The sequence below is a fragment of the Flavobacteriales bacterium genome (assembly GCA_020635795.1).
Taxonomy (GTDB): Bacteria; Bacteroidota; Bacteroidia; order Flavobacteriales_E; family Vicingaceae; genus Vicingus.
In genome coordinates, this window is the sequence record JACJZD010000004.1 from 1 (window position 1) to 22,656 (window position 22,656).

Consider the following 22,656-nt stretch of genomic DNA (forward strand, 5'->3'; position numbering starts at 1 on the left):
AACATCCGAATAAATGCAATTGCATTTATTCGCACTATATCTTTTTCCAAATGTAATAAAAAAAACAATCCGTTCAATTGTTTTGATAATCAACAGTATAAGAATTTAACTGTATGTTTAACCGTAGAATAAACGTTTAATTAACGTTTATTCTACGGCTAATTTTTAATGGAAATCTTATTTGCTATTCAATAAATTCATAATCTCGTCTAATTTTGGCGACAAGATAATTTCTGTTCTACGGTTCTTCGCTCTTCCTTCAGGAGTAGCATTGTCTGCTTTTGGGAAAACATCTCCTTTACCCGAAGCTGTTACACGAGTTGTAGCCACTTTGTAATCGTCGGTAAGGGTTCTAGTAATTGATGTAGCACGGATAACACTCAAATCCCAGTTGTCTTTAAACAATGCAGTTTTAATTGGAATATTATCGGTGTGTCCTTCCACTAAAATGTCGATATCTGTATTTTTGTTTAACACATCAGCTAATACTTTTAAGGCTTCTATTCCTTTGCTTTCTACGGCAGCACTACCTGATTTAAACAACAGTTTATCCGACATCGAAACATACACTTTTCCGTTTTTAATTTCTACCGAAAGTTCGTCTGAGTTAAAGCCTAACAAGGCATTTCTTAAAATTTCGTTTAGTCTGTTCGTAATAGAGTCTTTTCTTGCAATGGTTTGTTGCAATTCTTTTAATGCTTTTTCTCTTTCAGCAAGTAATTTTTCTTTCTTGTTTAATTCGTCCGATTTTTCTTTTAACGATTTGTTGTATTGGTCGGTTTGCGACATGTTCACATCAATTAAACTTTTGTATTTAGCATTTAGGTTATCATGGTCGGTTTGTAAAGTGTTTAAGTCGGCATTTAATTTTGCATTTTGTGTTTCTTCCGTTTTTAAATTGGTACAAAGTTCATCGCGTTCGGCAACCAAATTTTTCAATTTTTTGCCGCCAATAATTTTTTTATCTGGTATAGGGTCGCCACATTTATAGGTAGGTACACAAGAAGTTAAAAATAGCACTCCTGCAATAATAAAAATTCCTGAAATTGATTTTTTGCTAGTCATAACAATTAATTTAAAAGTTTAATAAAATCAGTACAAAGGTTATGATATAATCAATAAATAAGCTAACAAGCAAGATTAAATATTGGTTAAAATTTTTCTTTGTATTTTTAGTAAAGTTAATAAGCTTACTATACCGTTTTCGCTCAATATTTATTATTTTTCAACAACAAAAATTTCTTAAATTCGCAAATAGAAAAATTAGAATAAAATGTTTGATAGTTTATCCGATAAGTTAGAGAGAGCCTTTAAAGTTTTAAAAGGACAAGGACAAGTAACTGAAATTAATGTTGCTGAAACAGTTAAAGAAATTAGAAAAGCGTTACTAGATGCCGATGTTAGCTACAAAGTGGCCAAACAATTTACTGATACGGTAAAGGAAAAAGCTTTAGGTGCTAATGTAATTAACGCCATTTCGCCTAACCAATTAATGGTTAAAATTACCCACGATGAACTTGCAAAGTTGATGGGTGGTGGAATGCAGGAAATCAACATTAAAGGTAACCCTGCTGTAATTTTAATTGCTGGTTTACAAGGTTCGGGTAAAACTACTTTTTCGGGTAAGCTTGCCAATTATTTAAAAACCAAAAAAGGCAAAACTCCAATGTTGGTAGCCGGCGATGTTTATCGTCCTGCGGCAATCGACCAATTACATGTACTGGGTGAGCAAATAGGCGTTGAGGTTTGGAGTGATAAAGAAAACAAAAGCCCTGTTGATATTGCTAAAAGAGCAGTAGCTCATGCTAAAAGTAAAGGTTACAATGTAGTTATTGTTGATACTGCTGGTCGTTTAGCGGTTGATGAGCAAATGATGAACGAAATTGCTGAGGTAAAAAAAGCAATTGACCCTCAAGAAACCTTGTTTGTTGTAGATTCCATGACTGGGCAAGATGCCGTAAATACGGCTAAAGCATTTAACGATAAAATAAATTTTGATGGTGTTGTATTAACCAAGTTAGATGGTGATACGAGAGGTGGTGCGGCTTTATCTATTCGAACTGTAGTTGATAAACCTATTAAGTTTGTTGGTACAGGAGAAAAAATGGAAGCGCTAGATGTGTTTTATCCAGAACGTATGGCGGATAGGATATTGGGAATGGGTGACGTGGTAAGTTTAGTTGAACGTGCCCAAGAACAATACGACGAAGAAAAGGCGAGAGCATTACAAAAGAAAATTGCTAAAAACCAGTTCGATTTTAACGATTTTATGGACCAAATTGGTCAGATTAAAAAAATGGGTAACGTTAAAGATTTGATGGGTATGATACCAGGTGTTGGTAAAGCATTAAAAGGTGTTGATATAGATGATGATGCTTTTAAAGGAATAGAAGCTATTATCCAATCAATGACTCCTCACGAACGTTCAAACCCGCAAGTGTTGAATGGTAACAGACGTAAAAGAATTGCCATTGGAAGTGGAACAAACATACAAGAGGTAAACAAATTAATCAAACAGTTTGAGCAAACCAGCAAAATGATGAAAATGATGGGCGATAAGAATAAAATGGCTAAACTGATGAAGAGTATGCCGAAAAGGTAATTTAGTGTCTAGTGTCTAGTGTCTAGTGTCTAGCCTTTTGATATACTACATACAAAACACCAAATACCATAAACAATATTCAAAATGAAAATAATTAGTGGAATAGAGGTTTCAGACAAAATCAAAAATGATATTGCAAAAGAAGTTGAAGCCATAAAATTGAAAGGTGGAAAAATTCCTCATTTAGCAGCAGTGCTGGTTGGTAACGATGGAGCTAGCCAAACGTATGTGAATGCTAAAGTAAAAGCTTGCGAAAAGGTTGGTTTTGGTTCGTCGTTGATAAAATTGCCAGAGACCATTTCTGAAAATGATTTGCTTAACGAAATCCATAAATTAAATAACGATAGTGAAATAGATGGTTTTATTGTGCAGTTGCCATTGCCAAAACACATCAACGAACAAAAAGTTACCGAAGCCATTTCTCCTATAAAAGATGTAGATGGATTTCACCCAGTGAGTTTGGGTAAAATGGTATTGAATTTACCAAGTTTTTTACCGGCAACACCTTACGGTATTGTAGAAATGTTGCGTCATTACAACATACCAACAGAAGGAAAACATTGTGTAGTTATTGGTAGAAGTAACATTGTGGGTTCGCCCATGAGCATATTAATGGCTCGTAATACCACTCCTGGTAATTGTACGGTAACACTTACTCACAGCCGAACAAAAAACCTGAAAGAATTTACCTTAAAAGCTGATATTCTTATTGTAGCAATTGGTAAACCAGAATTTTTAACTGCCGATATGGTTAAAGAAGGAGCTACAGTTATTGATGTTGGTATTCATCGTATTGAAGATACAACCAAAAAATCAGGATTTCGATTAATTGGTGATGTAAAGTTTGATGAGGTAGCACCAAAATGTGCATTTATTTCTCCAGTTCCGGGTGGAGTAGGACCAATGACTATTGCCAGTTTATTGAAAAATACCTTACTTGCCGTAGAGACGCATAATTATGCGTCTCAAAAATGAAATAGATAATTATCGTCTCAAACATGAGACGGATAATCATCTGTCTCTACTTTTTTAATTCAGCAATTTCTTTTTCCAAGTTATCAATTTTAGCATGTAAATCAGCTAAAGCTTTGATAATAATGATGTGCGTTTTCTTTGCATCAATCCCAACAGGACTGGCATCACTACCAATTAAATTGGCAATTTCGTTGTACGTTTTTTCGTCTAAATTGTAGTCCATGATTTTTAATGTTAATAGTTAATACATCACCCCTATAATCCCCTCAAGGGGATAAAAAAGGAATTAATAGTCATATTTATCCTTCCAATTATCTTTTAAAAACTTTCGAATACCTTCTTCTTTGGCATTTTTACCTGGTTCGTAAAGCTTGGTGTTTTTAATTTCATCGGGCAAATATTCTTGAGCTTTAAAGTTGCCTTCATAACTGTGCGAATAAGCATAATTCGTTCCATAACCAATGTCCTTCATCAATTTGGTTGGTGCATTACGTATGTGTAACGGTACCGACAAATTACCCGTTTTACGAACCAATTCCATTGCGGTATTTATTGCTTGATACGATGCGTTGCTTTTTGGCGATGTTGCTAAATAAACGGTGGCCTGAGATAAAATGATTCTCGCTTCGGGCATACCAATTACATTAATGGCTTGAAAACAATTGTTGGCAATAACCAATGCTGTAGGGTTGGCATTTCCAATGTCTTCGGAAGATAAAATCAATAATCGACGAGCAATAAACTTCGGGTCTTCGCCACCTTCGAGCATACGAGCTAACCAATAAACTGCACCGTTGGGGTCACTACCACGAATGGATTTGATGTAGGCAGAAATAATATCGTAATGTTGGTCGCCTGTTTTATCGTAACGTACCATGTTTTGTTGTACAATTTCAATTACCAAATCGTTAGTAATGTCTATCGGTTCGGTTTCAAAATTATTAACGACGATTTCTAAGGTATTGAGTAGTTTTCGAGCATCGCCACCCGAAAGTTGCAACAAAGCTTCGTACTCTAAAATATTGATTTTTTTCTTGCTTAAAAACTCGTCTGTGGTTAAAGCAATGTGCAATAACTTGGTTAAATCTTCTTTGGTTTGTTCTTTTAAAATATATACCTGACAACGCGAAAGCAATGCCGAAATAACTTCAAATGATGGGTTTTCGGTTGTTGCACCAATTAAGGTAACTGTTCCTTTTTCAACTGCACCAAGTAATGAATCTTGTTGCGATTTACTAAAGCGATGAATTTCATCAATAAACAAAACAGGGTTTTTGGTGCCAAATAAGGGTTGCGACTTTGCTTTTTCAATAATCTCGCGAATATCTTTTACTCCGGAATTTATTGCGCTTAATGTATAAAAAGGTTGCTTGGTGTGTGTAGCAATAATATTAGCCAACGTGGTTTTACCAACACCTGGAGGTCCCCAAAAAATCATGGAAGGAATAATCCCTTTTTCAATTACGTGGCGTAAGGTAGCGTTTTGCCCAACCAAATGCTCTTGCCCCACATAATTATCGAATGTGGTAGGGCGTAATCGTTCTGCTAATGGTGTTTGAGGAGTCAATTGAGTTTAAATGTTTATAAGGTTAGGAGTTTAGTGCTAAATTAGAAAAAGTAGTCGGCTTTAAAAAGATTCTTCACTTCATTTATTAACCCCGATTAATCGGGGAACAAATTTCGTTCAGAATGACAAGACTTTAAAAATCTCCATTTTCTTCGTACTCTTCAGCATCAGGTTTGGCTATTTTATCAATTAACTTTCCTAATCCTTTTTTTTCTTCGGTCTTTTTTCCATCTCCCGTCTTCCCACTTCGATCTTCGGACTTCCTTGTGTCTTCTTCCCATTCAATTAAAAAACCGTCTTTCTTTTGTTTTTTTTGGTCGGTTAAGGTGCTGTCTTTTTTAAACCAACCAAATTCCTCTTTTAAAATCTGTTTTAAATTGCGTTTTTCTTCTTTTAAATCGTCGCTCCATTTTTCTTTCAAACCTTTGGTGTCGTAGGTTATTTTGTAGTTTTTTACTGTACCTGTCATGTGTAAGAATAGGGCAGTTTTTCCCAAACCATCATCCTCAATATAGCCAAATTCCGTATTTTCTTTTTTCTTCGATTTGGCTTTTTTCCACAACAAATCATTCATCAATACTCTAAAACGGTAGTCGATGTTGTTGTTAAATGAGTGCGTACCAGCAATGGTTAAATCAATAGCAGATGATTTAATGTCGGTTTTTGAAATGCTAATGACTTGATTTTTTATTTCGATATGAGTTTGTAGTGTAGAAAATTTAATGTGTTTGAGTTCGTCAATTTCAATAAACTTAGCTAAAGCCATTGCTGGTTTGTAATCTACTAATTCACCTCTGTTTACTGTTAAATCAGCAACAACAAAAAGTTTGTCTTTGTTTAATTCTAAATTTTTATTCCAAACACCAGCAAGCTCTACCTGAGTGGTTGCTGTACCTTTTATGTTGTCAGCAACAAAATAATCTTGTCCAAAATTTTCGAATTGGTGAAACAGTTCTTTAATGTCAATATCTGTTATTGTAGTATTACTTGTTATGGTTATATCGTTGGCTTCGGTATCGTCTAAATAAAAATCGCCATTCACTTTACCACGCATGGCATTAAAACTTATGTTTGATGCTGTAAATTGCTTGTTTTGTAGCGTTAAATGTGATGAAAATTGCTCTGCTTTAAACTGTCTAAATTGAAAATGGTCTATTCGGGTATTAAGGCTAAACGAAACATTTTGAGGTAGAGATAGATTGTAAATGGTATCTTTTTTGGTGCTTTTATCGTCCATTAAAAGCTCATCTAAAATCAATTTTTTTGAATAAAATGTGGCATTTACCAACAGTTTTTGATTATCAACAAACAAATATGCCAACAAGTTTTTAAAACTGCCTTTTAACTCGATGTAACTACTGTTTAGGTTGGTAGCCAACGAATCAATAATAATTTCGTTGTTGTTAAATTGAAACGAGCTTTCTAAACCAGCTAATAAGTAAGGATAATTCACCAATTTTAAATTACCGTTAGAAATAGTAACATTTCCGGTAGCTTTCAGGTTTTGTAAATCTTTAGCAGAAACATTTCTAATTTCTTGCAAATAACCCAAATAATCTAGATTTAAATTTAATTGCCCTGAAGCAACTTCAAGGGTATCGAGTTTAAAAAATGTTTTCGCCGCAGCAATATCAACTATAGCTTTTGAGCTAAATTCAATGTAGGGATTGTTAAAGTCGGTAATGGTATAATTTCCAGCAATATTACCTGCACCGAAATTGGCATTAAAATTTTGTAATACCAGTTTGGTTAATGCTCCTTTCCTATTAAGGTAACTACCGTTAACACTTAATTTGGTTAACGATAAATCAGATTCTTTTTCGAGAATTTCGCCATTTACAATTTTAAACGTAGCATCAAAATCGGGGTTTTGAGTAAACGAGTAGTTGCCTTTTAAATTGGCGTGGTAGGTAATGTTTCCTTTTGCTTTGTACGATTTTAATTTTTCTTGTTGTTCGGGAGGAAACAGTGAAAAAATAGATTCAATAGAAAGGTTGTCACCTTCAGATTTGATAGATAATAACGTAGTGTTTTCTTTTACAGTAAAGCTTCCGAGTAAATTAAATTTTAAATCTTCAATGGCAATATTTCCTTTTTTTATATCACATTTATTGGTTTCGTTATTAACCGATAAGGCGGTGTTTATTGCCACTCGTTTGTTTTTAATCCACGATTGCTTATTGCTATTTAACTGCTGAAACAACAATTTTGCTTTGGTGTCCAATTCAAAATTTTGGTCCGAAAAATTTCCTGAAAGTTTAACATCTTCAAAAAGAATTAAAAAATCAATGGCTTTAAAATCGTTTACTGTAGAAAGCGATATGTTTTCAAACAGCAATTGAGTTAGTTCCAGTTTAAACGCTTCTTTGTTTTGGGTGGTGTCTTTTTTCCAAATATGAAAATTATCGTCCCCTTTTTTATCAATTTTTAAATTCACAAAACCATCTTCAACGGCAATTTTTTTAATGATGTAATTTTTTTTAATGATGTCTAAAATGTTAAACTGAAAGAAAATCGATTTCACCGAAAACAAATCGTCTTTCTTATCCTTTAAAGACATCTCTTTGGCAGTAACATTTTTAAATTCTACCGAAGCGTAAGGGAATTTTTTAAATACTGAAAAATTGATTTCTTCAATATCTACGGGAGTATTCAGGTTGTTATTGATTTCAGTAATCAGGTAGTTTTTTACTTCGTCTTCGTAAACAGAAGAAATGTAAAGACCAATGGCAGCAAACAATGCAACAATTATGGCAAGTGTTATGGAAAATTTTTTTAGAGCCGACATCTGAAATGAAACGGAAAAATTGCGTTTCTATTTCAAAATTAGTGTCGAATGTGCTTCGTTTGTGAAGTTTAGAAGATTTTAATTAACAAAGGTTCGTTAACGGTTAGGAAAAATTATTCTTTAATGATTTTATCTCGAGATATTATTTCCCCAAAAATATCTTTTGTTATGATAAGATAGAAGCCGGAATTAAAATTCGTAATGTCCATTTTGTTATCATAAACTTCAAAAAGCTTTTTACCATCTATAGAAAATAATTCAATATTTTGTTTTTGATAACCAATAGAAAAGATACCTGTTGTAGGGTTAGGATTTACTTGATTTCGATAAGAATGGTTGGATATACTTTCAATGTTTAGTGGACAATTATAAACAAAATATAAAGTAGTAATTCCACATAATTGTAGTTCAAAAGATTCATCACCATTAATTATAACATGGTCTTGTGTAGTAGCTACACCAATATTTGATGTGACGGTGTAATAGGTATTGTTTTGTGAAATAGAATTAAATATTGATATATAAGTAACTCCATACGCATTACTATTTAAGCTGTCACCAATATAGCGAATAGTATCGCCAATACAAACGTTTGTGATGTCACTACAATCCGTAATTATTTTTTCATGGATTGTTGCATTACTTTTTATCGGAAGAGTAAAAAGTAATAATACTAGAAAATTTAATAAGCATTTCATCAATTCAGGGACGAAATATTTTTAATAAAGGTTGTAATTCAAAAAAAGCCTTAATGAAGAAATGGTTAATCTAAAAAACTATTTCGGCAACATTTTAAAAATGTTCAATTCTTCAGTGGTTAAATAACGCCATTGTCCGCGAGATAAATCTTTCTTGGTTAAACCAGCAAAATATACACGATCAAGTTTAATAACTTGATAGCCTAAATGTTCAAAAATGCGTCGTACAATTCTATTTTTACCCGAATGAATTTCAATGCCAATTTCTCTTCTATCTTCTTTTTTACCAACATAACTCACTTCGTCAGCTTTAATCCATCCATCTTCTAATTCAATTCCTTCCGCAATTTGTTTTAAATGAGCTTGAGGCACATTTTTATCGAGGGTAACTTGGTAGATTTTTTTAATTCCGTGTTTAGGATGAGTTAGTTTTTTTGCCAAGTCACCATCATTGGTAAACATCAATACTCCTGTGGTGTCTCTATCTAATCTTCCTACTGGATATACACGTTGTTTTAATTTGCCTACCAGCTGCATTACCGTTTTTCTGCCTTGTGGGTCGCTTACCGATGTAATGAAGTTCTTTGGCTTGTTCATCAACAAATAAACTTTTTGTTCTTGTTTTATCGATTCGTTACCAACACTAACTTTATCATCTTCTTTAACTCGTGTGCCTAGCTCAGTAACTACAACTCCATTAACCGATACAGCTCCTGATAAAATTAAGGTGTCAGCCTCTCTTCGAGAACAAACTCCAGCGTGGGCTATGTAACGATTTAAACGCATAGTACCATCATCAACTCGTTTAACTGTTTTTGCAGCAGGGGTTGTTGACGGCTTGCTTAATGGTTTACGTTTAAATGGTAATTTAGAGCCCTCCCCACCCCTCCCGAAGGGAGGGCGAGAAGTTTTGGTTTCTTTTTTATCTGAAAATTCAGGTTTATCTGAACTTTTTGATGAAGAATTCTTTTTATCAGCAAATTTTGGTTTGCCTTTGTCTTTGGTAATAGTTTTTTTTCTATCCAATGATTTGGGTTTATCGTTTCGTTTTCGGTTTTCCATTTTGGTAGTTCGTGTATTGTAACTAGTGTTTCGTTTTTAGTTTTTTAGTCCCTCCTTCGGAGGGGTTGGGGAGGCTTTTACCTAATTTCTCCGCCATTATCTATGGCTTTTTCTGGTGAAATAAAAGCCAAGCTTCCTTCGTTGTTTTCTGCCATTAAAATCATTCCTTTCGATTCAATTCCTCTAATTTTTCGGGGGGCAAGATTCATTAAAATAGAAACTTGTTTACCAATAATATCTTCAGGCTTGTAGTGTTGTGCAATACCAGAAACTACTGTACGAACATCAATCCCTGTATCAACTGTAAGTTTTAATAATTTATCAGCATCAGGATGTTTTTCGGCAGCTAAAATGGTAACTACTCTAATATCCATTTTGGTAAAATCATCAAAAGTTATTTCGTCTTTCATTGGTTTTGCTTTTGGGTTAGATTGTTTAACGGTTGTTTTCTTTAATTTTTCAATTTGAGCATCAATGGCTTCATCTTCTATTTTTTCAAACAGTAATTCAGTAGGGTTTATTTGATGTCCAGTTTTCAGTTCAGTAGCATCTGAAGCATTTAAAATATGAATAAGTTTTTCGGAAGTTTTTGGTAAAAATGGCTTGAAAATTTCACTTAATGCCAAACACAATTGCAAGGAAACATTCAAAATGGTTTGCACTCGAACTTCATCGGTTTTATACAATTTCCAAGGTTCGTTATCGGCTAGATATTTATTTCCTATTCGAGCCAAAGTCATGGCTTCGGTTTGAGCATCTCTAAATTTGTAGCTTTCAATAAGTTCGTTTACTTTTTGTTGAGCGGCTGATATAGCTCCTAATACGTCTTTGTCGTTTTGTGTTAATGTATTTTGGTTAGGAACTTTCCCTTCGTAATATTTATGAGTTAAAACAACTGTTCGGTTTACAAAGTTTCCGAAAATGGCTACCAATTCGCTGTTAATTCTAGCTTGATAATCTTTCCAAGTAAATTCGCTGTCTTTGGTTTCTGGAGCTATAGAAGTTAAAACGTAACGCAATTCATCTTGTTTGTTCGGAAAATCTTCTAAATATTCGTGTAACCATACTGCCCAATTACGTGATGTAGAAATTTTATCGCCTTCTAAATTTAGAAATTCGTTGGCAGGAACATTGGTTGGCAAAATAAAATCAGCGTGTTCTTTTAATATAATGGGGAAAATAATTCCATGAAAAACAATGTTATCTTTTCCAATAAAATGAATCAACTGAGTATCTTCATTTTTCCAATAATCTTCCCAGTTTTTATTGTTGTCGGCAGCCCATTGCTTGGTTGCAGATATATATCCAATTGGAGCATCAAACCAAACGTACAACACTTTTCCTTCAGCACCTTCAACTGGAACTTTTACCCCCCAATCTAAATCGCGTGTAATGGAGCGAGGTTGTAATCCGTTGTCAATCCAACTTTTACACTGACCCAACACTTGTTTACGCCATTCGTTCGGGTTGTGATGTTGCTTTCCATCTAATATCCCAGTTTCTATCCATTTTTTTAACCAGTCTTCATGTTTGTTCATCGGTAAAAACCAATGTGTAGTTTCTTTTAAAACAGGAGTTTTACCACTCAAGGTAGAAATAGGGTTTATTAATTCGTTGGCATTTAAACTAGATCCACATTTTTCGCACTGGTCGCCATAAGCACCAGCAGAGCTACATTTCGGACAAGTCCCGGTAACATATCTATCAGCTAAAAATTGTTGGTGTTCTTCGTCAAAAAATTGCTCGTTGGTTTCTTGGGTAAAAGCTCCTTTATCGTATAAGGTTTTAAAAAATTCTGCAGCTGTTTCGTGGTGTAAAGGTGATGAAGTTCGGTGATAAATATCGAAATGAATGCCAAAATCGGCAAACGAATCTCTGATTAAAATATGATTTTTATCTACAATTTCTTGTGGTGTACAGCCTTCCTTTTTTGCACGCAATGTAATAGCAGCACCATGCTCATCAGAACCACAAATAAAAGCCACATCGTTGCCTTTTGCTTTTAAATATCTAACAAAAATATCAGCTGGTAAGTAAGCACCAGCAATATGCCCCAAATGTAAAGGACCATTGGCATAAGGTAATGCAGCAGTAACAGTATATCGTTTTGGTGTGTTCATAAATTTTTTGCTTGTCATTTCGACCTTGTGGAGAAATCTTGTTACTTTGGAAAGTATTATTTACAAGATTTCTTGGCTTTGCTCGGAACGACCTTTTTTGTTAAAAGCGATTGCAAAGTTACATTTAGTATTTTAATTTAATAATGTAAATATGGAAAAACCACCAAGTTTAAAAAAAGGAGATAAAATCGCCATTATTTCTACTGCTCGTAAAATCTTTAAAATAGAGTTAGAACCTGCAGTAGCTATTATAAAATCGTGGGGATTAGAACCCGTTTTTGGCAAAAACTTGTTTAATGAAAACCATCAATTTTCGGGTACAACCAAAGAACGAGTTGCTGATTTACAAAATGCGTTGGACAATTCAGAAATTAAAGCGATTATTTGTGCTAGAGGTGGTTATGGAACAGTTCAAGTTATTGATCAAATTGATTTTTCCAATTTTAAAAAGAACCCGAAATGGATAGTTGGTTATAGCGATGTAACGGTTTTACATAATCACATCAATACCAATTTTAACATACAAACTTTGCATGCTAGTATGCCAATTAATTTTGCTACAAATACTAAAGAGGCATTAGAAAGTTTAAAGGAAACCTTATTTGGAGCTTTACCTATTTACACTTGCGATGTTGATGAATTGAATAAACTAGGAGATGCTACTGGAGAGCTGGTAGGAGGAAATTTGTCAATTATTTACAGTTTAACTGGAACGCGGTCGCAAATTAATACGAAAGGAAAAATACTGTTTTTGGAAGATTTGGATGAATACCTTTATCATATTGACCGTATGATGATGAATTTAAAACTAGCTGGACTATTAACAGAGTTGAAAGGATTGATTGTTGGAGGCATGAGTGACATGAACGATAATACGGTTCCGTATGGAAAAACAGCTAAACAAATAATTTTTGATGTTGTTAAAGAGTACAACTACCCAGTTTGTTTTGAGTTTCCTGCTGGGCATATTAAGGATAACAGAGCTTTAATGATGGGTGCAGAGGTTGATTTAAAAGTTAGTAAAAATGAAGTTGAATTGAGTTTTAAATAAAATTGATTTGGCAAAGCACAATACTCTAGGACAAAAAGGGGAAGAATTGGCAGTAGATTTCCTAATAAAATTGGGATACACTATTGTAGAAACCAATTGGCACGAAAAGAAATTTGAAATTGACATTATTGCTCGTGATAATAACGAGTTGGTTTTTATAGAAGTGAAAACACGTTCAACCAATTATTTTGGAAATCCAGCAGAAGCAGTAAACTTATCGAAACAAAAACATTTGATTGAAGGAGCAAATTATTACCTCGAAACTAACGAAATTGATTTAGATTGCAGATTTGATGTTGTTGCCATTGTAAAAAACAATAATGAACAAAAAATAGAACACATCAAAGATGCATTCTACCCTGAAGCATAATTCTTAAAACTTCACCGATACGCCAATCTTACCACCCGAAGTAGCATTTCCACCACCAAGCTCTAGGTTAATACCAATTTTATCGTTAAAGTAGTAACGACCACCAATTTGTAGACCTAAGCCTAAGCCTGATGTACGTTTTCCTTTGTATCCGCTAGAAGAACTCCAAGCATAAAAACCAACATTTAACCCACCATACACATCGTATTTTGATTCAAGATCTAATAATCCATTGAAATGGTAATTGGCATTAGCAGAGAATCCGTAAACTTTGTGGCTGTATTTGGTATTAAAATATTCGTCATTATATGAACGGTATGAGAACTCGGCACCAGCAGTAATATCTTCGTGTACACCATAATCAAAACCAACATAAACTGGCAAACCATAAGTAGAAAATCCAAAACCTGCATTTAACTGTGCTTGACCAACAGCAATAGGATTTTGAGCAAATAATACTGACGATAATGCAAGGCAGATAATTAAGAATGTTTTTTTCATGTTAGCGGATTTTAGTTAATGCGAAATTAGGCTTAAAAATGGCTTAAAAACCTCTTTGATACTGTTTTCTTAAGTTAGCGATTTCTGGATGGTTGATAGCTAAATCGATTTGATTTAAAAAAAGTTGTTTGTCTTTTCCTAAAACACCTTTAAGCACCAAATGATTAGAGGCGTGGTCGCTTCTAAAAATGGTTTCATTTAATTCTAAATGCTCCATAAAAATTTTCATCTCATCAAACAATTCAGGTAAATGGAGTGGAATAAATTCTCCTTGATACCTTGATTTAAAATGTTCCATTCCTTTGTGGGCTGTTAAAACAAGAGTTGAAGCATATTTAGGTTGAGTTTCGTTAAGCACTTTGGCTGAATTTATAGCGTGTTGCTTCGTTAACATCTTTCCGCCAACTCCGTTTATTATCATTACCGAACTGTTTATTTCAGCTTTTTTGGCTTTGTTAATTCCCGAAACTATCGAGTCAAATGTTTCTCCTTTTTGTATAGCGTTTAATACTTCATTATCGCCCGATTCTATTCCAACATAAAGCAAGGTTAAACCAGCTTGTTGCAGTTCTTGTAGTTCAGTAGCAGATTTTCGATTAATGTTTTCTGGCGTAGCATAAGTAGATACACGTTGTAATTTTGGGAAGGTTTGACGTAGTTTATTTAATATCCTCAATAATCTATCGGTAGAAAGTACCATAGGGTCGCCATCGGCTAAAAATACTTTTCTAACTTCATTTTTATAAGGGATAAAAGCGTCGATATCTTTAAAAATATCTTCCTCTTTTCGAGGTTTAAATTTTTTTGAAGTGTACATCTCACAAAAAGCACACTTGTTGTAAGAGCAACCTAAAGTAACTTGTATAATTAAGGAGTAGGCTTCGCTTGGTGGACGAAACAAAGGCTCATCATAATTAATAGGGTAGTGATACATTAGTTTGGTTTGGTAAATTTTTTCTTGGTGTGAAATTTCTTTTTCTTAAAAGAAGGTCTTTTTGTTGGGTCATAGGTTGGACCTTCATCAAACCCTTCTGGTAAAGCTATTTTTGGAACTTCTTTTTCAATCAGTTTTTCAATTTTAGCAAAATCGTAGCATTGTTCAGCATTAATAAATGTTAATGCCACACCTTTGTTATCACCTCTAGCTGTTCTTCCAATACGGTGAACATAATCTTCTTCGTCACGGGGTACTTCATAGTTAATAACCAAGTTTATTCCTTTAATATCAATACCTCTGGCTAAAATATCGGTAGCAACCAAAACGCGTACTTTTTTGTTGGTGAAATCAAGTAAAACTTGTTCACGTTCTTTTTGGTCTAAATCCGATTGAATACCTTTTGCTTGGATTCCTGCTCTAGCCAAGGCATTGGTAATTTCTTTTACCATCACTTTTTTACCTGTAAAAATCAAAACATGCTCAAAATTTGTTTTGGTAAGTATGGATTTGATAAGTGCAATTTTCTGACCATCATGAACCAAATAAGCTCCTTGTTTAATGCCCTCGTTGGGCTTAGAAATGGCAATATTTATTGTAACAGGGTCTTTTAACAGTTGGTTGGCTAACGACCTAATTTTGGGTGGAAAAGTAGCCGAAAACAATAGGTTTTGACGGTTTTTTGGAAGCTGTTCGGCAATTTTCATAATGTCTTCGTTAAAACCCATATCTAACATACGGTCGGCTTCATCTAAAATAAAGTGTTTTACACCAGAAGTATCAAAATACCCCATGTTTAAATGCGACATAAAACGACCAGGTGTACAAACTATAATATCGGCACCGGTTAACAAAGCATTTTTTTCTGAGTCAAAACTTTTGCCATCACCACCTCCATAAATAGCAATAGAAGTAGCATTGGTAAAATAACTCAACCCTTCAATTTGTTGATCAATTTGTATGGCTAACTCTCTAGTCGGGACAATAACAATTGTACTAACTTTTCCTTGATTCGGGTTTTTACAAATTAAATTTAAGATAGGGAGTATAAAAGCTGCTGTTTTTCCAGTACCAGTTTGTGCACAAGCAATTACATCTTTTCGTTGTAAAACATGTGGAATAGATTGTTCTTGTATTGGGGTAGGCTTTGTAAAACCCATGGCATCTAGGGCTTCTATTACTTGAGGTTCAAAACCGAAATCGGTAAAATTCATTTATAATGTGGTATTTAAAATATTGGGTGTTAAGGTAATCAAATTATTTCTAGCATTTTTTTTGCGTGGATGTCGGCATTGTTTATCGATTTGGTTTTAGCCTCTTCAGAGTATCCGCCAATTTCATGTGAAACTAACGTGGTAATGTATTCCATTTTACAATAATCTGCCAAACCTTTAAACGGAAAAACTATTTTTTCAACCACTTCTACTGGGTAATCTTTTACAGAACTGCCCGTTGTGAACGAAACAATAATTTTTTTACCTTCAAGTTGATATATTCCTTTTCCAAAGGCAAAACCAAACGTAAAAACGCTATCAATCCATTCTTTTAGCAAACTCGGTACTCCATACCAAAACAAAGGGTATTGAAAAACTACGATATCAGCTTTTAAAAGAGCTTCTTGTTCAGCTTTTACATCAATTTTAAAATCAGGATATAGTGAAGTTAAATTTCTTACTTCAGTATTATCGTAAGCAGAAACAATATTGCTAATGTGTTTGTTTGCGATAGATTGCTCAATGTTTGGGTGAGCCAATATCATTAAAACGTTTGAAGACATTTAGTGGCAGAAATTTAATTATCAATCAAAGTTCGGATTTTGTTTCATAAAAAACACGAATAAAGTTAATTTTGCAAGCATGAGCGAAGAGTTGAAATATGTTCAGGTAGACGAAAAGGTGAAATTGGCTTATCAGTTAATTGGTAAAACTAATACCTCTTTACCATTAGTTATTTTTTTGCATGAGGGGTTGGGCAGCATAGCACAATGGAAGGATTTTCCTGAAAAATTGTGTCAAACATTAGGTTTGCCAGGATTGATTTACGAACGCTATGGCTACGGTCATTCAACACCTTTGCAAGAGGAAAGAGATTCAAATTATTTAGATGTAGAAGGGAATTATTTTTTACCCAAACTAATTGAAAAATTAAATTTAACCAACAGAGAACTTATACTTGTCGGGCATAGTGATGGAGCAAGTATATCTTTGATTTACGCTTCATTATTCCCTGAAAATGTAAAGTTGGTGGTTAGCATGGCAGCTCATGTTTTTAACGAGCAAATTAGTGTCGATAGCATTAAAAAATTAGAAGCACTCTACAAAAGTGATTCTCGACTCAAAAAAAGCTTTGAAAAATATCATTTCGACCACACAGATAGTACGTTTTACGCTTTTTCAAAAACCATCACTCATCCTAATTTTAAAGATTGGAATATAGAACATTATTTAACCAATATTATAGCTCCTATTATTGCTATTCAAGGGTTTGAGGATGAATATGGAACAGCGTTACAAGTAGAATCTATCGTAACAAAATCAAAAAGTAAATACAACAGAAATGTGATGATACCAAAGTGTGGACATTCGCCTCATTTGCAAAAACAAACCTTCGTTTTAAACCAAATTACCGACTTTTATAACACCATTTGTAATCTTCAACCTGTATTAAATACGATTCATGAGCAATAAACATTTTAAAAGTTTGGAGAACATGTTTTATGCTGCTCCAATAAATAAATTAATGAAACCAACCATTCAAGTAAAGGACGGAAAGTGTGAAATAAAAATGGACGTCGACTCGCAATTTTTTCATGCTGCAAATGCCTTGCATGGCTCTGTGTACTTTAAATTACTAGACGATGCAGCTTTTTTTGCAGCCAATTCAATTGTTGATGATGTATTTGTGGTTACAGGTTCTTTTGAAATTAAATTTTTACGACCAATTTTGGGAGGTAAACTTCTTGCTGTAGGAGAAATGACGAAGAATTTAGGAAACAAATTAGAAGCTCGTGCTAACTTGTTTGATGAGGAGGGTAATTTAATGGGTTCGGGTTCAGGAGTTTTTGTAAAAACAAAAATAGAACTAACAAGTATCGAAAGTTATAAAAATTAGTATTTTTGGTTGGTATGAAAAAATTCGCATTAATTCTTACTTTATGTTTTCCGCTATTCATCTTTGCTCAAGCAGATGAAGATTCTTATGTGTATGGAGATACCCCAAAAGCTAAAAAAGATGACGAATCATCGAAAGGAAAATTTGATTGGAAACGAGTTACTGTTGGTGGAGGTTTAGGAGCAACTTTTGGTGATTTAACGTATTTTGAGATTTCTCCAACAGTGGGGTATTATTTAACCGATAACATTTTAGCAGGTATTGGTGGAACATACATTTACTATTCTGATAATGTATATAAGTACAAAACCAATATTTATGGAGGAAGTATTTTTACACAGTATCTATTTAAAGACATTCCTATTTTGGCTCATGCTGAAACCAATCTGATGAATTATTTTTCATACAACCGACAAGAAAGAATTAATGCTGTAGGTGTGTTTTTGGGTGGTGGTTTAAAGCAACAGATGGGCGGTGGTAGATCGTACATTTCAATTTTAGTATTGTGGGATATCAACGAAACTCAAGATTCTTTTTATCCTAACCCTATAATCCGAGGGGGTATTTCTATAGGTTTGTAATTTAATAAACTACACTAATTTTTCCAGTTTATTTTTTTATTTTTGGGTAAACAAATATCCAATTATGATAAAAAATGTACTTTTTTTAGTTGTGTTTACTTTTTTTGGTTTTACACTATTTGCACAACAAAATAAATATCCAAACAACCAATTTCAAAATGAATTTAATCAAGCTTATTTGCAATATCCTGATGTGCCAAGAGGAGTTTTAGAGGCTATTGCTTATACCAATACTCGTTTTCAGCATTTAGATAATACCGAAGAAGCTTGTACAGGTATTCCTTTAGCTTATGGAGTGATGGGTTTAACCCTTGATGGAAAAAATTATTTTAGAAACAATTTAAATTATGTTTCACAGCTTTCGGGAGTTCCCGTAAATGATATTTTACAAAACCCTACCCAACATGTTTTGGCTTATGCTAGTGCTTATCAAACCTTATTAAATCAATCTACTTTTGATAAAAATAACATTGAAAACCATGTTCCTGTTTTAATTGCATTAAGCGAATTGCCATACGATGGGTTGGCTCAAGATTTTGCATTGAACTCACACTTGTATTCCGTATTCAATTTTATGACGGATGCTGAAGCTCAAAAAAAATTCAATTTTCCAAATCATAACATCAACATGGTTAATGTTTTTGGAGCAGAAAATTTAGCAATTTTATCTTCGTCTAAAATTGTTATTTCTGAAAACACTATAGCAACAGAAACTGGTAAAACTTATTCCAATTCTGGGCATACTATTAGTTCTGTGGATTATCCTCCTGCATTAACACAACTAACACCATGTAATTTTAGTTCTAGAAATGGTACTGCTATTTCAGCAGTAACTGTTCACACTATTCAAGGAACTTATGCAGGAGCAATTTCCTGGGCAGCAAATTGTGCTTCATCAAGTGTTTCTTACCATTATTGTTTAAGGTCGTCGGATGGACAAGTAACACAAGTGGTTTTAGAAAGTAACAAAGCTTGGCATGTGGGTTCTGAAAATCCTTATACCATTGGTATGGAACATGAAGGTTACGTGAGCGACCCAGCATGGTACACCGTTGCCATGTATCAATCATCTGCTGATTTAGTAAGAGACATTACACAAAGTGGTTATGGAATTAGTCCCTTGCGAACTGCTTATTTCCCTTGGGCACCTACAACCAACTACAATGCATCAAGCATTCCCGGAAGTTGTGTAAAAATTAAAGGTCATCAACATTATCCAAACCAAAGCCATACCGACCCAGGAGCAAATTGGGATTGGGATTATTATTACAAACTAATTAACAACACCACACCAATAACAACCAATACCAATTTAACTGGAACGGTAACCGATTTAGGTGGAAGTGGTGGAAACTATGGTAATGATGAACGAACGCTATTCTTGATTCAACCAACGGGAGCATCTTCAATTACCTTGAATATTACTGTTTTTGATGTTGAATCTACATGGGATTACTTGTATATTTATGATGGAATAACTCCTTTTACAAATCGAATCGGTTTTTATACAGGAACAACTATTCCATCAACCATTACCGTAAACAGTGGAAATGTGTTGATTGAGTTTCGTTCGGATTGCTCTACTACAAAACCAGGTTTTGAAATTACTTGGAACTCGGTTGCACCCGATGCTATAAAGCCAACAACAGCTATTTCAGCAGCTCCAAATCCTGCAAATACAGATTTTACTAGTACCTTTACCGATGCCGATAATGTTGGAGGTAGTGGAGTAAAACACCAGTTTTATCAGGTTATTGATAACGATGGTGTAGAATGGAGAGCCAACAATAACAACGGATTTTTTAGCGATAATTTTGATACAGCTATTCACCCTGATTGGACTGCTGTAACAGGAATTTGGAACATTGCAGGGGCTTACTTGGTGCAGTCGGAAGACACCAATACCAACACCAATATTTATGCAGCAGTGAATCAAAATACCTACAACAAGTATTTGTATCATTGGGAAGGAAAATTAGAAGGTTCAGGAACAAATCGAAGAGCAGGCTTTCATTTTTATTCCGATAACGCTTCATTAACCAATCGTGGAAATTCCTACTTTGTTTGGTTTAGATTGGATAACGACAAAATTCAGATTTACAAAGTGATAAACGATGTGTTTACTTTAGAGCAAGATGTTTCGTACAATTTTAATGCAGCTACTTTTTACGATTTTAAAGTTACGTTTGATAAAACCAATGGTGAAATTGATGTGTTTGTTAACGATGTGTTTAAAGCATCGTGGCAAGATGCTACACCACATACCACCAATGGCGATTTTGTTTCGTTTAGAAGCGGTGATGCAGTTTATACAGTAAACAATTTAAAAATTTACCACGACCGAAACAGTACTGCATTAATAAAAATTGGAAACGGACCAAATGATGACGTTAGGTACGAAGGAACTCCAGCAGGTAAAATAAAATCGATAGTAATTGACAATGCTAAAAATGTATCAACCATTGCAGAGGAATTAGTAAATGTTGATTGGATTACAGGCATCAATGAGATAGATGAAAACGAAGTAAAAATGTATCCAAATCCAGTAAAAGATTTGTTGTACTTAGAATTTAACCAAGCCTTGAGAGCAAATAGTACTGTAATTGTTAGAGATGTATTAAATCGAGAAGTCATTACTCATACCCTACAAAATTCAAACAGACAAAAAATTGATGTTTCGGTTTTGAGTAATGGGCTTTACTTTTTAGAGGTTAACGACAACAACGCTAAAAAAATCTTCAAATTTTTGAAGGAGTAAATCTAACATTTCATACAATTTTCTATTCATTGATATTGTAATTACTACATTATCACATCATTCAATTAGCTAATTAAAACGATTGTTGGTAACTCGGTTAATTATTAATCATTATAGATAAAATTTCGCTGTAATTAATACTTAATTTCCTATCGTCTTTAAGTGAAATTATAAACCGAAAACCCAGTCTATGAAAAAGAAGAAACAATCGAGAATTTATGTTTTAGATACATCAGTAATACTTCACGACCACAACGCAATTAATAATTTTGAGGATAACGACATTGCTATTCCAATTACAGTTTTAGAGGAGTTAGATGATTTTAAAAAAGGTAACGATACTAAAAACTTTGAAGCTCGAGAGTTTATTCGATTTTTAGATAAAATAAGCGAAGACAATACCCTTCAGCAATGGATAAAGTTGGATAAAAACAAAGAAGGAAAGTTTAAAATTATTATGCACCACGAAAAAACCAAACGTGATGCCGAATTTATTTTTGATGACACCAAAGCCGACCATAAAATTTTAAACGCAGCACTTTCGTTGCAAGAAGAATACCCCGATAGAACAGTAGTTTTGGTCACTAAGGATATTAACTTACGTTTAAAAGCTCGTGCGTTAGATTTACCGTCAGAAGATTATTTAACAGGTAAAATACAAGACGTTAACAATTTAGTGGTAAAGGGAAAGGAAAACATTGAAGATGTTGACCCAGAAATCATCAAGAAAATATTTAATGGTGGTAAAATCGAAAACCCAGAAATAAATGGGTTTAAGTTTCAAAAAAACTCGTTTTACATTTTACGAAACGGTAAAAATTCGGCATTGTCGTTTTACAATCCGTTAGACAATACTTTAGAACGTGTTGAAAAAGAATACGTTTACGGTATAAAACCAAAAAATGCCGAACAAGCTTTTGCAATTCACGCTTTGCTGAACAACAACATAAAATTGGTAGCATTACAAGGTGTTGCAGGTACGGGTAAAACCTTGTTGGCATTGGCAAGTTCGTTGGAGCAACGTAATCAATACAAACAAATAATATTAGCTAGACCAATTGTGCCATTAAGCAACAGAGACATTGGTTATTTACCAGGCGATGCCAACGATAAAATTGGACCGTACATGGAGCCATTGTGGGATAACTTAAAATACATCAAGAACCAATTTGGCGAAAACGAAAAACGCTACCGACAAATTGACGATATGCAAAAGGACGAACGTATTGTAATTACTCCATTGGCATACATTCGTGGGCGTAGTTTAAGCGATGTGTATTTTATTGTTGATGAGGCTCAAAACTTAACTCCACACGAGGTAAAAACCATTATTACCAGAGCAGGAGAAAACACTAAAATAATATTTACAGGCGATATCAATCAAATTGATTCACCTTATTTAGATGAACAAAGTAACGGTTTATCGTATTTAATTGACCGACTAAAAGGACATGAATTGTTTGCACACATTACCCTCGAAAAAGGTGAACGTAGCGAGTTGGCTAACTTGGCAAATGAAATGTTGTAGGGTTTAAAAT

At 33.9% G+C, this 22,656-nt stretch carries 20 protein-coding genes; 9 read left to right on the forward strand and 11 right to left on the reverse strand.

The window, feature by feature from the left end:
- Positions 1–177 precede the first annotated feature (177 nt).
- Positions 178–1,065: an OmpA family protein gene (locus tag H6589_10375; GenBank protein MCB9175002.1), complete on the reverse strand. Its 888-nt coding sequence runs from the start codon at positions 1,063–1,065 to the stop codon at positions 178–180.
- Between the two features lie 208 nt (positions 1,066–1,273).
- On the opposite strand from H6589_10375, the gene ffh reads away from it, so the two are divergent.
- Positions 1,274–2,602: a signal recognition particle protein gene (ffh, locus tag H6589_10380; GenBank protein MCB9175003.1), complete on the forward strand. Its 1,329-nt coding sequence runs from the start codon at positions 1,274–1,276 to the stop codon at positions 2,600–2,602.
- Positions 2,603–2,686: 84 nt separating this feature from the next.
- Positions 2,687–3,577 (forward strand): bifunctional 5,10-methylene-tetrahydrofolate dehydrogenase/5,10-methylene-tetrahydrofolate cyclohydrolase, encoded by an 891-nt coding sequence (locus H6589_10385; GenBank protein ID MCB9175004.1) that lies wholly within the window; start codon positions 2,687–2,689, stop codon positions 3,575–3,577.
- A 46-nt stretch (positions 3,578–3,623) separates the two neighbouring features.
- Here the strand turns inward: H6589_10385 and H6589_10390 are convergent, their stop codons facing one another.
- From H6589_10390 to metG, 6 genes are all read right to left on the reverse strand, one after another.
- Positions 3,624–3,800, reverse strand: coding sequence for a hypothetical protein (locus H6589_10390; protein MCB9175005.1), 177 nt, complete (start codon positions 3,798–3,800; stop codon positions 3,624–3,626).
- A gap of 63 nt (positions 3,801–3,863) precedes the next feature.
- Positions 3,864–5,144, reverse strand: a complete 1,281-nt coding sequence (locus H6589_10395) for a replication-associated recombination protein A (protein MCB9175006.1) — start codon at positions 5,142–5,144, stop codon at positions 3,864–3,866.
- A gap of 133 nt (positions 5,145–5,277) precedes the next feature.
- Complete coding sequence (locus H6589_10400) at positions 5,278–7,932, reverse strand: hypothetical protein (protein MCB9175007.1); 2,655 nt, start codon at positions 7,930–7,932, stop codon at positions 5,278–5,280.
- Positions 7,933–8,045: 113 nt separating this feature from the next.
- Positions 8,046–8,630 carry a hypothetical protein gene (locus H6589_10405; GenBank protein ID MCB9175008.1) on the reverse strand — a complete coding sequence of 195 codons (585 nt, stop codon included), beginning with the start codon at positions 8,628–8,630 and terminating at the stop codon, positions 8,046–8,048.
- A 78-nt stretch (positions 8,631–8,708) separates the two neighbouring features.
- Positions 8,709–9,692 carry an rRNA pseudouridine synthase gene (locus H6589_10410; GenBank protein MCB9175009.1) on the reverse strand — a complete coding sequence of 328 codons (984 nt, stop codon included), beginning with the start codon at positions 9,690–9,692 and terminating at the stop codon, positions 8,709–8,711.
- A gap of 77 nt (positions 9,693–9,769) precedes the next feature.
- On the reverse strand, positions 9,770–11,812 hold the full coding sequence (gene metG, locus H6589_10415; GenBank protein ID MCB9175010.1) for a methionine--tRNA ligase: 2,043 nt from the start codon (positions 11,810–11,812) through the stop codon (positions 9,770–9,772).
- Between the two features lie 151 nt (positions 11,813–11,963).
- On the opposite strand from metG, the gene H6589_10420 reads away from it, so the two are divergent.
- Positions 11,964–12,863: an LD-carboxypeptidase gene (locus tag H6589_10420; protein ID MCB9175011.1), complete on the forward strand. Its 900-nt coding sequence runs from the start codon at positions 11,964–11,966 to the stop codon at positions 12,861–12,863.
- A gap of 7 nt (positions 12,864–12,870) precedes the next feature.
- On the forward strand, positions 12,871–13,233 hold the full coding sequence (locus H6589_10425; protein ID MCB9175012.1) for a YraN family protein: 363 nt from the start codon (positions 12,871–12,873) through the stop codon (positions 13,231–13,233).
- 3 nt (positions 13,234–13,236) lie between these two features.
- On the opposite strand, the gene H6589_10430 is transcribed toward H6589_10425, so the two are convergent.
- The 4 genes from H6589_10430 to H6589_10445 are packed head-to-tail and all read right to left on the reverse strand — an operon-like array spanning position 13,237 to position 16,445.
- The gene (locus H6589_10430) at positions 13,237–13,734 is read right to left on the reverse strand and encodes a hypothetical protein (GenBank protein MCB9175013.1); all 498 of its coding nucleotides are present in this window, start codon (positions 13,732–13,734) and stop codon (positions 13,237–13,239) included.
- 43 nt (positions 13,735–13,777) lie between these two features.
- Positions 13,778–14,668 carry a B12-binding domain-containing radical SAM protein gene (locus tag H6589_10435; GenBank protein ID MCB9175014.1) on the reverse strand — a complete coding sequence of 297 codons (891 nt, stop codon included), beginning with the start codon at positions 14,666–14,668 and terminating at the stop codon, positions 13,778–13,780.
- Positions 14,668–15,882, reverse strand: coding sequence for a DEAD/DEAH box helicase (locus H6589_10440; GenBank protein MCB9175015.1), 1,215 nt, complete (start codon positions 15,880–15,882; stop codon positions 14,668–14,670). The genes H6589_10435 and H6589_10440 overlap by 1 nt, the downstream gene beginning before the upstream one ends.
- A 38-nt stretch (positions 15,883–15,920) precedes the next feature.
- Entirely contained in the window at positions 15,921–16,445 is a 525-nt protein-coding gene (locus H6589_10445) for an NAD(P)H-dependent oxidoreductase (GenBank protein MCB9175016.1), read from the reverse strand.
- A 79-nt stretch (positions 16,446–16,524) separates the two neighbouring features.
- Between H6589_10445 and H6589_10450 the strand changes: the two genes are divergently transcribed.
- The 5 genes from H6589_10450 to H6589_10470 all read left to right on the forward strand — a co-directional run bounded on the left by H6589_10450 (position 16,525) and on the right by H6589_10470 (position 22,646).
- On the forward strand, positions 16,525–17,355 hold the full coding sequence (locus tag H6589_10450) for an alpha/beta hydrolase (protein MCB9175017.1): 831 nt from the start codon (positions 16,525–16,527) through the stop codon (positions 17,353–17,355).
- Positions 17,345–17,779, forward strand: coding sequence for a PaaI family thioesterase (locus tag H6589_10455; protein MCB9175018.1), 435 nt, complete (start codon positions 17,345–17,347; stop codon positions 17,777–17,779). Before H6589_10450 ends, H6589_10455 begins: the two co-directional genes overlap by 11 nt.
- A 14-nt stretch (positions 17,780–17,793) precedes the next feature.
- Positions 17,794–18,360, forward strand: a complete 567-nt coding sequence (locus H6589_10460) for a hypothetical protein (GenBank protein MCB9175019.1) — start codon at positions 17,794–17,796, stop codon at positions 18,358–18,360.
- A gap of 64 nt (positions 18,361–18,424) precedes the next feature.
- Positions 18,425–21,118, forward strand: a complete 2,694-nt coding sequence (locus H6589_10465; protein MCB9175020.1) for an N-acetylmuramoyl-L-alanine amidase — start codon at positions 18,425–18,427, stop codon at positions 21,116–21,118.
- A 190-nt stretch (positions 21,119–21,308) separates the two neighbouring features.
- The gene (locus tag H6589_10470; GenBank protein MCB9175021.1) at positions 21,309–22,646 is read left to right on the forward strand and encodes a PhoH family protein; all 1,338 of its coding nucleotides are present in this window, start codon (positions 21,309–21,311) and stop codon (positions 22,644–22,646) included.
- The last annotated feature ends 10 nt before the right edge of the window (positions 22,647–22,656 follow it).